This is a genomic window from Cellulomonas humilata (assembly GCF_030814415.1).
Taxonomy (GTDB): domain Bacteria; phylum Actinomycetota; class Actinomycetes; order Actinomycetales; family Cellulomonadaceae; genus Cellulomonas; species Cellulomonas humilata_A.
The window spans coordinates 874,704-886,740 of record NZ_JAUSVB010000001.1 but is presented as its reverse complement, the minus strand read 5'-3'; the positions used below and the strand labels follow the sequence as shown (position 1 = coordinate 886,740).

General features: G+C 72.6%; 10 protein-coding genes and 1 riboswitch. Of the genes, 2 read left to right on the top strand and 8 right to left on the bottom strand.

The window, feature by feature from the left end; all coding sequences use genetic code 11:
- Positions 1 to 45: 45 nt before the first annotated feature.
- From metE to J2X26_RS04005, 5 genes are all read right to left on the bottom strand, one after another.
- Positions 46 to 2,379, bottom strand: a complete 2,334-nt coding sequence (gene metE, locus J2X26_RS04025; RefSeq protein WP_307490031.1) for a 5-methyltetrahydropteroyltriglutamate--homocysteine S-methyltransferase — start codon at positions 2,377 to 2,379, stop codon at positions 46 to 48.
- Positions 2,380 to 2,386: 7 nt separating this feature from the next.
- A complete protein-coding gene (locus tag J2X26_RS04020) occupies positions 2,387 to 3,424 on the bottom strand; it encodes a methylenetetrahydrofolate reductase (RefSeq protein WP_307490029.1) in 1,038 nt (345 codons plus the stop codon).
- Between the two features lie 67 nt (positions 3,425 to 3,491).
- Positions 3,492 to 3,587, bottom strand: a riboswitch (SAM riboswitch).
- Positions 3,588 to 3,739: 152 nt separating this feature from the next.
- Positions 3,740 to 3,955, bottom strand: coding sequence for a hypothetical protein (locus J2X26_RS04015; protein ID WP_307490027.1), 216 nt, complete (start codon positions 3,953 to 3,955; stop codon positions 3,740 to 3,742).
- Positions 3,956 to 4,069: 114 nt separating this feature from the next.
- Positions 4,070 to 4,681: a DNA-3-methyladenine glycosylase I gene (locus tag J2X26_RS04010; protein ID WP_307490026.1), complete on the bottom strand. Its 612-nt coding sequence runs from the start codon at positions 4,679 to 4,681 to the stop codon at positions 4,070 to 4,072.
- Between the two features lie 67 nt (positions 4,682 to 4,748).
- Positions 4,749 to 5,900 (bottom strand): TetR/AcrR family transcriptional regulator, encoded by a 1,152-nt coding sequence (locus tag J2X26_RS04005; RefSeq protein WP_307490024.1) that lies wholly within the window; start codon positions 5,898 to 5,900, stop codon positions 4,749 to 4,751.
- Between the two features lie 81 nt (positions 5,901 to 5,981).
- On the opposite strand from J2X26_RS04005, the gene J2X26_RS04000 reads away from it, so the two are divergent.
- Positions 5,982 to 6,887, top strand: a complete 906-nt coding sequence (locus J2X26_RS04000; protein ID WP_307490023.1) for an ATP-binding cassette domain-containing protein — start codon at positions 5,982 to 5,984, stop codon at positions 6,885 to 6,887.
- Positions 6,887 to 7,666 carry an ABC transporter permease gene (locus J2X26_RS03995; protein WP_307490021.1) on the top strand — a complete coding sequence of 260 codons (780 nt, stop codon included), beginning with the start codon at positions 6,887 to 6,889 and terminating at the stop codon, positions 7,664 to 7,666. The genes J2X26_RS04000 and J2X26_RS03995 overlap by 1 nt, the downstream gene beginning before the upstream one ends.
- A gap of 63 nt (positions 7,667 to 7,729) precedes the next feature.
- On the opposite strand, the gene J2X26_RS03990 is transcribed toward J2X26_RS03995, so the two are convergent.
- Genes J2X26_RS03990 through J2X26_RS03980 form a run of 3 tightly spaced genes read right to left on the bottom strand, consistent with a single transcriptional unit; the run spans position 7,730 to position 12,029 of the window.
- On the bottom strand, positions 7,730 to 8,077 hold the full coding sequence (locus J2X26_RS03990; RefSeq protein WP_307490019.1) for a hypothetical protein: 348 nt from the start codon (positions 8,075 to 8,077) through the stop codon (positions 7,730 to 7,732).
- Between the two features lie 22 nt (positions 8,078 to 8,099).
- Positions 8,100 to 10,082 (bottom strand): eCIS core domain-containing protein, encoded by a 1,983-nt coding sequence (locus J2X26_RS03985; RefSeq protein ID WP_307490017.1) that lies wholly within the window; start codon positions 10,080 to 10,082, stop codon positions 8,100 to 8,102.
- A gap of 24 nt (positions 10,083 to 10,106) precedes the next feature.
- The gene (locus J2X26_RS03980; protein ID WP_307490015.1) at positions 10,107 to 12,029 is read right to left on the bottom strand and encodes an ATP-binding protein; all 1,923 of its coding nucleotides are present in this window, start codon (positions 12,027 to 12,029) and stop codon (positions 10,107 to 10,109) included.
- Positions 12,030 to 12,037: the final 8 nt, after the last annotated feature.

Genomic DNA, 12,037 nt, shown 5'->3' with positions numbered 1-12,037 from the left:
GCGACAGCCCCGGACACTCGCTGGCGTCCGGGGCTGTCGGGTGGATCAGAGGGTGGCGCGCACCTTCCGCGTCGCCTCGAGGATGTGCTCCAGCGACGGGGCGACCTCCTCGTAGCGGCGGGTCTTCAGGCCGCAGTCAGGGTTGACCCAGAGCTGGTCGACCGCGATGGCCTTGACCGCCTCGGTGAGCAGCTCCTCCACCTCGGCCTCGCTGGGGACGCGCGGCGAGTGGATGTCGTAGACGCCCGGGCCGATACCGCGCGGGTAGCCGGCCGCCGAGATGTCGCCGAGGATCTCCATCTTCGAGCGGGCCGCCTCGATGGACGTCACGTCGGCGTCCAGGCCGTCGATCGCGCCGATGATCTCGCCGAACTCCGAGTAGCAGAGGTGCGTGTGGATCTGCGTGTCGGGGCGGACGCCGGCGGTCGACAGGCGGAACGAGCGGACCGACCAGTCGAGGTACGCGGCGTGGTCCTCGACCCGCAGCGGGAGGAGCTCGCGCAGGGCGGGCTCGTCCACCTGGATGACGGCGATGCCGGCGGCCTCGAGGTCGGCGATCTCGTCGCGCAGGGCGAGGCCGACCTGGTTGGCGGTGTCACCGAGCGGCTGGTCGTCGCGGACGAACGACCACGCGAGGATGGTCACCGGGCCGGTGAGCATGCCCTTGACGGGCTTCTCGGTCAGCGACTGCGTGTACGCCGACCACTCGACCGTGATCGCCTTCGGCCGCGAGACGTCGCCCCACAGGATCGAGGGACGCGTGCAGCGCGACCCGTAGGACTGGACCCACCCGTTCTGCGTCACGGCGAACCCGTCGAGGTTCTCCGCGAAGTACTGGACCATGTCGTTGCGCTCGGGCTCGCCGTGCACCAGCACGTCGAAGCCGATGGACTCCTGCAGCTCGACGACGCGGCGGATCTCCGCCTTCATCTCCTCGTCGTACTGCGCCTCCGTCAGCTCGCCCTTGCCGAACGCCGCGCGGGCGGTGCGGATCTCGGTGGTCTGCGGGAAGGAGCCGATGGACGTCGTCGGCAGCGGCGGGAGATTGAGGCGAGCCGCCTGGGCGATCTTGCGCTCGTCGAACGGGCCGCGGTTGAACGCGCTCTCGTCGAGGGCGGCGACGCGGTCGCGGACCTCGGGGTTGACGACGCCGGGCGCCGTGCGGCGGGAGTTCACGGCGTCGGTGGCGGCGAGCAGCTGCTCGTGGATCGCCTCGCGGCCCTCGGTCAGACCCTCCGCCAGCGTGACGACCTCGACGACCTTCTCGTCGGCGAACGCGAGCCAGGACGTCAGCGTGGTGTCGAGGTTCGGCTCGTCGGTGGTGGTGTGCGGGACGTGGAACAGCGACGTCGACGTGCCGACGGTGACCGCGGCGGCGCCGAGGCCCTCGAGCTGCTCGAGGATCGCGAGCTTGGCGTCGAGGTCCGCACGCCAGATGTTGTGGCCGTCGATGACGCCGGCGACCAGCGTCTTGGTCTCCAGGCCCGGGACGGACTCCGCGGGCGCGTGGCCGCGGACCAGGTCGATGCTGATGGCCTCGACGTCCGTGGCGGCCAGCACCGGGAACGCCGCGCCGAGGTCGCCGTACGGCGCCGCGACGAGGATGGCCGGACGCGTCGGGCGGGTCAGCTCGGTGGCCAGGGCGCGGTACGCCTCGATGACGGAGGCGAGGAGCTGCTCGGCCGGCACGGCGACCGAGTCGGAGACCAGCGCCGGCTCCTCCAGCTGGACCCAGGTGGCACCCGCGGCGGCGAGGTCCGTGAGCAGCTCGGCGTACACCGGCAGCAGGTCCGCCAGGCGGTCGATCGGGGCGAAGCCCTCCGGCGCGTCCTCCGTGGCCTTGGCCAGGGCGAGGTACGTGACCGGACCGACGATGACCGGACGGGTGAGGACGCCGTCCGCGAGGGCTTCCTTGAACTCCCGCACGGGTCGGTCGCTGGCGTAGCGGAACGTGGTCTCCGGGCCGATCTCCGGGACCAGGTAGTGGTAGTTGGTGTCGAACCACTTGGTCATCTCGAGCGGCAGGTCGTCGCCGCGGCCGCGGGCCACGGTGGAGTACCCGGCGAGGTCGAGCGCACCGTCGGCGCCGACGACGTCCGCGAAGCGGGCCGGCACGGCACCGACCACGGCGGTCGCGTCGAGCACGTGGTCGTAGAACGAGAACGCGCTCGGGATGGCGGGCACGTCGGTGGCCAGGCCGAGCTCGGCCAGGCGCGTGCGGGTGCGCTTGCGCAGGTCGGCGGCGGTCGCCTCGACCTCGTCGGCGCTGGTGCGGCCGGCCCAGAACGCCTCGAGGGCCTTCTTCAGCTCGCGCCGCGGGCCGATGCGGGGGTAGCCGAGCACGGAGCTCGCCGGGAACGTGGGGGTGGTCTCGCTCATGTGTTTCTCAGTCCCTCGTGGATCGGGCGGGAGCCGTGTCCTGCGGCCAGCTGGCCAGGTCGGGAGCTGTCCGAGCTCCGCCGTCGAGGTGTGCACCCTCGAGCAGGTCAAGTGCGGCGTGATGCTGGTTGAACGTGTACAGGTGGACGCCGGGTGCTCCGCCGTCCAGGACGCCGTTGACCAGGTCGACGCTCGCCCGGATGCCCCGGCGATGGCGGTCGAGCTCGTCGTCGGCGGAACCGAGCAGGTCGAGCAGGTCGTGCGGTACGGGGACGCCGGTCAGCTCCTGCACGCGCAGCAGCCGGGCCGGGTCGGTGGTCGGGATGATGCCCGGGATGATCGGGATGGTGACGCCGGCCTCCCGGGCCTCCGCCACGATACCGAGGTAGTCGTCCGCGTCGAAGAACACCTGCGTGATCGCGAAGTCGGCGCCGGCCTCCTGCTTGGCCAGCAGGGAGGCGACGTCCTGTGCGCGGGTGCCGCCCGTCGCGTGGTTGCCGCGCGGGAACGCCGCGACAGCGACCGACAGCGGACGCACGCGCGCCCGGACCGCCTGCGAGGGGCTGTCCGCGCACCGCTGCGCCTCGATCTCCCGCAGCAGCTCGACCAGCTCGCCCGCGGTCTGGAGGCCGTCGGGGTGGGCCTCCCAGTTGCTCTGGTCGGTGGGCGGGTCCCCGCGCAGGGCGAGGAACGACCTCAGGCCTTCGTCGAGGAACTCGCCGACGATCGTGGTGATCTCCTCGCGCGACGTCCCGACGCAGGTCAGGTGGGCGATCGGGTTGAGCGACGTCTCGCGCAGGAGCCGGCGCACGAGCGCGCGTGTGGTCACCCGCGTCTTGCCCGAGGCGCCGTACGTGACCGAGACGAAGTCCGGCTTCACGGACTCGAGCGCCTGGATGGTGGCCCACAGGCGGGGGGCCGCGTCGGGGTTGCGCGGCGGGAAGAGCTCGAACGAGATGGTCGGGCGGTCGTTGGCGGCCTGCGCGCGCGGGCGGGGCTCGGCGTGCAGGCCGGGCGTGCGGGGCGCCACGGCGGCGGCGCTCATGGCGCGACCGAAGGGGTCGCCTGGCACCGGTGCGGTGCGGGGACACATGACCTGCGGGACATCGCTCACTCCATCGTCCCTGGCGGAAGCACCCACACCCTCGCGAGGAGGGGGGTTGCTGCGGCGTCGTGGAGCCAGGTCTCTCGGCCGCTCTGGATGGTAGGCGTGATGGTAGACCGCAGATCACATGCTGGGCAACGATGCTCGATGGATGAGACGCGAGAGTCCGTTGCTTGTCACCGCACTGATCGGTGAGCTCATCGGAACGCAGCGCAGAGCGACGTGGCCCGCGACGGCGGGCTCGTCCTGCCGTCGTCAGTGCGGACGGCGAGGAGCGAGGGTGCTCGTGTGCATGCGGCTGCGCTGCGACGGGACGTCGAACCAGGAGTTCGGGGAGCCGGCCGGGACGGACAGGAGCCCGTGCTGCACCGCCTCGAGGATCTCGGCATCGGGGACGACGTTGTCCGCCAGAGCCTCGGCCGCCGCGCGCGCGGCATCACGCCGAACGTCGGAGTCGGGCTTGTCCGTCATGCGGGCACTTTAGTCCGTGTCTCGGTCCGTGCCGAGGGCCCTGCGCGAGCGTCACCCGGCGGGAGTAACGGGTGCCCGGGGCGCGCGGGGGCAGCAGCCGGCTCGACGCAGTGGTCAGGCGGAAGAGGTGTGCAGGTCAGCCACGCGCCAGGCGCCGGTGACCGTGGGGCAGGTCGCCAGGTGGTCGTCGACGACGCCGCAGGCCTGCATGGCGGCGTACGCGGTGACGGGGCCGACGAACCGGAAGCCGAGCAGCTTGAGCTCCTTGGCCAGCGCCCGGCTCTCCGGCGTCTGCGCCGGCACGTCCGCCCAGGTGAGGGGACGCTCGTGCGTGGAGCGGTCGGGGGCGTGCGACCAGAGCACCTGGTCGAGCGTGCGACCCGACGCGTGCAGGTCCCGCAGGGCGCGGCCGTTGGCGATCGTCGACTCGATCTTGGCGCGGTTCCGCACGATGCCGGCGTCCGCCATGAGTCGCGCCACGTCGTCGTCACCGAACGCGGCCACGACCTCGGGATCGAAGTCCGCGAAGGCCTCCCGGAACGCGGGCCGCTTGCGCAGGATGGTGATCCAGGCGAGCCCGGACTGGAACGCCTCGAGCGCGAACCTCTCGTACAAGGCGTGCTCCCCGTGGACGGGTCGCCCCCACTCCTCGTCGTGGTACTGCTCGTAGACGGGGTTGCCGTCGCCGAAGCAGCGGCCGGTGCGGGGGACGTCGAGCGAGGTCATGCGCCGAGTCTGCCGCGCGCCACCGACACGCGAACCGGTGCTGTGGACGGCGTGGGCTGTGGGCGGGTCAGGAGGCGAGCGCGATCAGGCGCTCGATCCCGTCGAGGATGAGCACGGTCCCGAAGTCCAGCTCGTCCTCGTCCTCGAGGGCGTCGTCCGGGAAGGAGAACGCGCCCTGGTCGGCGGCCCGCCGGAGCGCGGGGTGCTCCTCCGGCGACGCGAGCATGGTGATCAGCGCGCCCAGGTCGGGCGCCGGTGCGCCGTCCGCGGTCGCGCCGACGGCCGCGGTCCGCCCGGAGCTGCTCAGCTCCTCGCCGATCCGCAGCCGGTCCAGCGTGTGCGAGGCGAGCAGGCCGATCGCGCCCACCTTCTGGTGCTCGGACAGCGGGGTGCCGTCCAGGGCGGAGAGCATCGCCTCCATCCAGGCGAGCCGTCCCGGTCCGACGGCGTGCAGGACCTCGGACGCGCGGGCGAGCCACGGGTGGGCGTGCAGGATCGGCTGCTGGACCGCGAGGACGAGCTCGAGGCGGTCGCGCCAGCCCCCGACCTCGGGGCCGACGACGGGGGGCCGCCCGGCCGCGCGGTCCGACATGAGGCTCAGCACCTCGTCCTTGGACGAGACGTAGCGGTACAGGGACATCGTGGTGAACCCGAGCGACTCCGCCAGCCGGGCCATCGACACGCTCTCGATCCCCTCGGCGTCGGCCAGCGCGATGCCGGCGTCGGCGATCTGCTCCAGCGTGAGACCGGGTCGGGGGCCGGGACGGCCGGGGGCAGGGGTGCGCCAGAGCACGGCGATGCCCGGCGGCAGGTCCACCGGGACGCTGTCCGCACCGGCGACGCGCACCGCGTGCCGGCGGGCCTTCTCGGCCTCTCGGGCAGCCTGCTGCTGGGCCAGTGCGGCGGAGCGCTGGGCCTTCTCCGCCTCGCGCAGCTGACGGGCAGCCTCGCGGACCGCCTGCTGCGCGGCGCGCTCCTGCTCCTTGCGTCGCTGCTCGGCCTGCTTGAGGGCGTCCTGCTCGGCCCGGAGCCGGTCGCGCTCGCGGCGGTCGGCGTCCTTCTGGGCGTCCCGCTCGGCCTTCTCCAGGTCGCGGCGTCGGCGGTCGGCCTCCTTGGCCTCGGCGCGCTCTGCCTTCTCCCGGTCCCGCCGTAGCAGCTCTGCCTCGCGGCGGGCCTCCTCGGCCTCGCGGGCAACCTCTCGTGCCTCGTCGTCGTCCACAGCACCTCCTTGACCCGTGATCCTATAAGTGTGTATGAAGTACACACACAGTTTACGCCATACACAAAAAAGGAGATCGCGATGACTGCACCCGTCGTCGTCGCCCGGGGACTGCGCAAGTCCTACGGCGACCTCACCGTGCTCGACGGCGTCGACCTCGAGGTCGGCTCGGGCGAGGTGCTCGCCCTGCTCGGGCCCAACGGCGCCGGCAAGACCACGACCGTGCGCATCCTGTCGACGCTGCTGCGGCCCGACGGCGGCACCGCCCACGTGGCCGGGAAGGACGTCGTGCGGCAGCCCGCCGAGGTGCGGGCCGCCATCAGCCTCACCGGGCAGTTCGCGGCCGTCGACGACCTGCTCACGGGCGTCGAGAACATGCACCTCATGGCCCGGCTGGCGCACCTGGGGCGGGCCGAGGTCCGTTCCCGGAGCGCCGAGCTGCTCGAGCTCTTCGACCTGACCGACGCCGGCCGACGCGTGGTCAAGACCTACTCCGGAGGCATGCGGCGGCGGCTCGACCTCGCGGTGGGGCTGCTGGCCCGGCCGCAGGTGGTGTTCCTCGACGAGCCGACGACCGGGCTCGACCCCCGCAGCCGCAACGACCTGTGGGACGTGATCCGGTCGGTCGTCGCCGCCGGCACCACGGTGCTGCTCACCACGCAGTACCTCGAGGAGGCCGACCAGCTGGCCGACCGCATCGCGGTCATCGACCACGGACGCGTCATCGCGAACGGGACGGCCCGCGAGCTCAAGGGCGCGGTCGGCTCCGCGCACGTCGAGCTGCGGCTCACGAATGGTGCCGAGGAGCGCATCACCACCGACGGCTCCGTGCCGGACGTCCGGCGGATCCTCGCCGACATCGAGCGCCGCGGCGTCGACGTCGACACCTGGGAGGTCCGCTCCCCCACGCTCGACGACGTCTTCCTCACCCTCACGGGCCGGCCCACCGAGCCTGCCCCCGAACTCGTCGCCTCCCGGGAGTCCTGATGACCACGCTCGCCCCCGCCCCCGCCGTCGGCTGGACCGCCCACGACACCGGCGCCCTCATCGACCGCTGCCTGCGGCGGTCGCTACGGCAGCTCGACACGGTGCTGCTGTCGGTGATCCTGCCGGTGATGCTGCTGCTGATGTTCGTCTACGTGTTCGGTGGCGCCATCCAGACCGGCGTCGACTACGTGAACTGGGTGGTCCCCGGCATCATCCTGCTGACCGCGGGCTACGGCGCCGCGAACACAGCGGTCGACGTCGCCAGCGACATGACGGGCGGCATCATCGACCGCTTCCGGTCGCTGCCGATCCGGCCGACGGGCGTGCTCACGGGCCACGTCGTGGCGAGCATGGCGCGGAACGCCGTGTCCACCGCGCTCGTCTTCGGGATCGCGTTCCTCATCGGGTTCGACGCGGCCGCGGCACCGCTCGAGTGGGTCGCCGCGGTCGGTCTGATCGCCCTCTACGTGATCGCCCTGACCTGGGTGGCCGTCGCCATCGGGATCGTCGCGTCCGGCCCGGAGGCCGCCAGCGGGTTCACGTTCGCGGTGCTCTTCCTGCCCTACGTGTCGAGCGCGTTCGTGCCGCCCGAGACGATGCCCGTAGCCCTGGAGACCATCGCCAGGTTCAACCCGGTCACCCCGATCACGGACACCCTGCGCGGGCTGCTGCTCGGCACGCCCGTGGACGGTTCGGCGCTCCCGGCGCTGCTGTGGTGCCTCGGCATCTTCCTGGTCGGGCGGGTCGCGGCCGGTCTGCTGTTCCGTCGGAACCGCTGAGCCTTCGTCTCGACGCAGGCCGCGTGGTCGCCCTGACCGCGCGGCCTGCCTCAGCAGCGGGCATCACTCCCGGCCGGAGAACGACCCTGCCAGTCCGTCGATCCGCGCCAGGGCCTGGTCGTCGTCGCCGGGTGCCACGGCCCACAGCAGCAGGTCGCCGTTGACCGCCGTCTCGACGGACAGACCGGTCTGCGCGGCGTAGCCCCTGAGCCGCTCCTGGGCCGCGGCCGCGTCGGCGTAGTCCGCGAACAGGTAGACCGAGACGTGCGCCTGCTCGTCGGGCCAGTCGAGCCCCAGCGCGTCGGCGGCGCCGACGTCCTCGGCCGTCGGGACGGCGTCGGTGTCCTGGACGCCGTCGGTCAGGCGCAGGAGGGCCAGGATGCGGTCGCGCTCCTCGGCGATGCCGGTCATGCGGTCTCCTCGGTCGTCGGGGTCACTTCGCGGGCAGCTTCGCCTTGGCCTTGGTCCAGTCGCCCTTCTTGACGTAGCCCTTGAACGACGACCAGGCCGTCCCCAGCTCCGCCTCGGTCATCGTGCTGACCTTCGCCAGGTGCGCGGCCTTGAACTTGGTCTCCAGCAGGTTGAGCTTGCCCTCGAAGTAGATCTGCGCGAGCACCTTCTCCTGGTCGGCCGTGGACCCGCCGAGGATGTAGATCATGTCGCGCACGAACGCCACCTGCTTGGGGTAGTTGGTCCGCTCCGGCCCACCGTTCTTGGCCGGCGCCGCGTTCTGGTCGGTGAGGACCCGCGTGAAGTACTCGGTGATGCCCTCGTTGAGGTCGAAGCCGTAGTTGTCCAGGACGTCGTCCGGCGCGTAGCGGTGCATGCTCTCGTGGATCGCCGTGCTCGGGGTGCCGCGGTCGGCGTGCAGGATCGCCGGGCCGTCCGCGTTCTTGGTCGACGCGTACGCGTTCGTCGACTTCTGCTCCGCCTTGGAGTCCGTCGGGAACTCCACGCCGTAGACGATCGCCCAGTCCTCCGGCGAGATGCTCGCGACGTAGCCCTCACCCTTCTTGCCCGCGCCGACCGCGGCCTCGACGAACGGCTTGAGGTGCGGGTAGTCCTCGATGTTCGTCCTGATGAACTCGTCGGCCTCGGCGCCGGTCAGGTGGTGCTTCTTCTTCGAGCTGTCGACCTTGTCGGTCTTCTTCACGTTGGTGTCGACCGCGGCCAGGAGCGACATGTAGTACAGGTCGCCGAGGTGCGTCCGGCCCTTCGCCATCGCGCCCGGGTCGGTCGAGATCTCCTGCTTCTCCGCGCCGCTGAACCCGTTGATGATGACGCGCAGGGCGTCCATCCGGTTCTTGGCGACGCCCTTGTTCGCGGGGGCCGTCTGCGGGTCGCAGGCGGCCTCGAAGCGCTCCTTGGCGGGCTTCTTGACCGTCGGCGGCGTGACCACCTCGGGGGTGGCGACCACCGGCGTGGTGGTCGTGGGAGCGACCACGTCCGTCGTGGGCGTCGCGTCGGTGGGTGCGACCACGTCCATCGTCGGCACGTCCTTCGGTGCTCCCGTCTCGGGCGCGGTGTCCTGGACCGTCGGTGGGTCGACGACCGGGGTGGTCACCTCCGGGGCGGTGTCCACCGTCGCCTCGACCGTCGTGGTGACCGGCTTCGGGATCGTCGTGATGGACGGGACGGGGACCTTCGGCTCGACGGGTGTGGGGACCTTCGCGGTGACCGGCGACGGGACGGGGGTCTTCGTCGCCAGCTTCTTGGTCTTCTTCTTGTTGCCACCGAGCAGCGCCTTGAACGGGTTCCACCGGCGCACTGTCCCGGCCCGCTCGGCCTGCCGGCGCAGCGGGGCGAGCGCCTCGCGCGGTCCCGACGACTCGGTCTGCGCCACGGACGTGACCCGGGCGGTCTGCCGCTGCAGGCGGCGCACGGCGCTGTCGGCCACGGAGTCGGCGGCGGCCTCGGCAGGGTCGTCCGCTGTGCCGATGACGGGCCCCTGCGCCGAGCTGACGCCGCTGCGGGCCTGGACGACGTGCGCGAGCTCGTGAGCCAGCAGGTGGTCGCCGCCGGACGTCCCCGGCGCGTACGTGCCGCGCGTGAAGTACACGTCCGAGCCGGCGGTGAACGCGGTCGCCTGCACCGAGCGCGCGATCGTGTCGGCCTCTCCGTCGTCGTGGATCCGCACCCCGCCGAGGTCGGTCCCCATCGCGGCGCCCAGGCGCTCGGCGTGCTCCGGCTCCAACGGCCGTCCGCCGCCCTGCCGACGGCGCAGGGCCGTGCCGATCTCGGGCGCGACGGTGGTCCCGCCCAGCGGGTCGTCGCCGACGGACCGGCGCTGGATGCCCGTCGCGAGGCCCGGGACGGCCACCGGGGTGACGTGGTCGCGGTGCACCGGCGGGGCCACCTGCGCAGCCGCCCGTTCCGGTGCCTTCTCGAGCGTGGTCCGGTCACGTCCAGCAGACATGGCGGGCCTCCTTCCGTGTGCCTGTCACTGTGCGAACCCGTGCTCCGGGACGCGACGACCGAGCTTGTGGTGCTCCGCGACCGTCGCGGCGAGGACATGACGCATGCCGACCAGCTCACCCGCGGCCACGGCGTCGTACGCGGCGGCGAGCACGATGTTGCGGATGTCGCCGCCGGCGAGCTCGACCTCCTGCGCGAGGTGCGCCACCTGCACCGGGTCCGCCGGGTCGGTGGTGACGCGCGCGAGGTGCCGCTCCCAGAGACGCTGCCGGGTGGGCACGTCCGGGTCGGGGAAGTGGACGATGAAGCTCATCCGCCGGCTGAACGCCGGGTCCAGGTTGCCGCGCAGGTTGGTGGCCAGGACGGTGACCCCGTCGAAGCTCTCCATCCGCTGCAGCAGGTACGCGACCTCCTGGTTGGCGTACCGGTCGTGCGCGTCCTTGACGTCCGAGCGCTTGCCGAACAGGGCGTCCGCCTCATCGAAGAAGAGCAGGACGTTGAGGCTCTCCGCCTCGTGGAAGACGCGTTCGAGGTTCTTCTCGGTCTCGCCGATGTACTTGTCGACGATCGACGCCAGGTCCACCCGGAACAGGTCGAGGCCCAGCTCGGCGGCGACGACGTGCGCGGCGAGCGTCTTGCCGGTGCCGGGGCTGCCGCTGAACAGCGCGGCGATGCCCGTCCCCTTCCCGCCCACGTCGACCAGGCGACCGTCCGCGAGGACCTCGTCGCGGTGGGCCGCCCAGGAGACGAACCGGTGCAGCGGGCGCGACACGTGGTCGGGCAGCACCAGGTCGGCGAAGGTCGGGGGCCGCGTGGGCATCAGCGCAGGGCCCGACGTGATCGAGCCGCCCACGCGCCGGGCGGCCGCGCGGGCGGAGTCCGCCGAGATCTCCGTCCCCGTGACGTCCGCGAGCGTGGTGGCGTACCGGGCGGCGTCGGCGATGACCTCGGGAGCGAGCCGGAAGGTGGCCAGCCGGTGGTCGGCGATCCCGGCGCCGAGCTCGTTGTCCCAGACCAGGGCACGGTCCTCGGTGGTCACCGCGGGGGCCTCGAGCACGAGGGGGTGGTACGCCAGCCAGAGCGGCTGCCACGGCCGGTCGCCGACGGCGAGGACGGGCACGACGGACTCGGCGAGCGCGGCGAACAGGGTGGCGGGGTCGTGCTCCGCGAGCCGCTCCGCGTGCACGAGCACCAGACCGGCGCCCTGCAGTGCGGCCTCCCGCGTCGTCACGGCGAGGACGCGCCGGAGGTCGGCGTCCGGTGCGACGCGGGCCAGGTCGAGGGCGAGGCAGCCGATGCCCGCCTCGGACAGGGCCGCCGCGGCCAGCGACAGCCCGCCGGAGCCGAGGGGCGAGCGGATCCAGACCAGGGGCTCGCCCGCGGTGACGGCCGCCGCCAGGAGACCGTCGACGTCCAACCGGTCCACCGGCACGGGCAGGACGAGTGCGGGCGTGAGCAGCGGGTCGGCCTCGTCGACGCCGACCAGGTGGGCCAGGACCCGGTCCGGGACCCACAGCTCCCGGCTCAGCCACAGCGCCGGGGCGGGCGACACCTCGAGCAGACCGTGGCGACGCGTGGGTGCCGTGGGACCCAGGTAGGTGGGTCCGGCGCCGGAGAGCGTCGGCAGGGATGCGAGCTCGAGGGCGAGGCCGACCGTGGCACGGGCCGGCGACGGCCCACCGCGCAGCAGGCCGAACGCCAGCGCGAGGTTCGCGTCGAGGTCGGGGGCGGCGGCGATCGTCAGCAGCTCGGCGTCCTGCTCGTCCAGACCGAACACGTCCGCGAGCCCGGCCAGCGGGTCGTCGTGCGAGGTGTCGGGCTCCGCGTGCTCGTCGCGCAGGACCGCGAGGACGTCGTCCAGCCGTCTCCTGAGGTCGTCGTCGAGACCCTGCCGACGGTCCCCCGCGACGCACACCTGCTTCACCAGCGCGGCCAGACGCTCGCGCATGCCCTGCC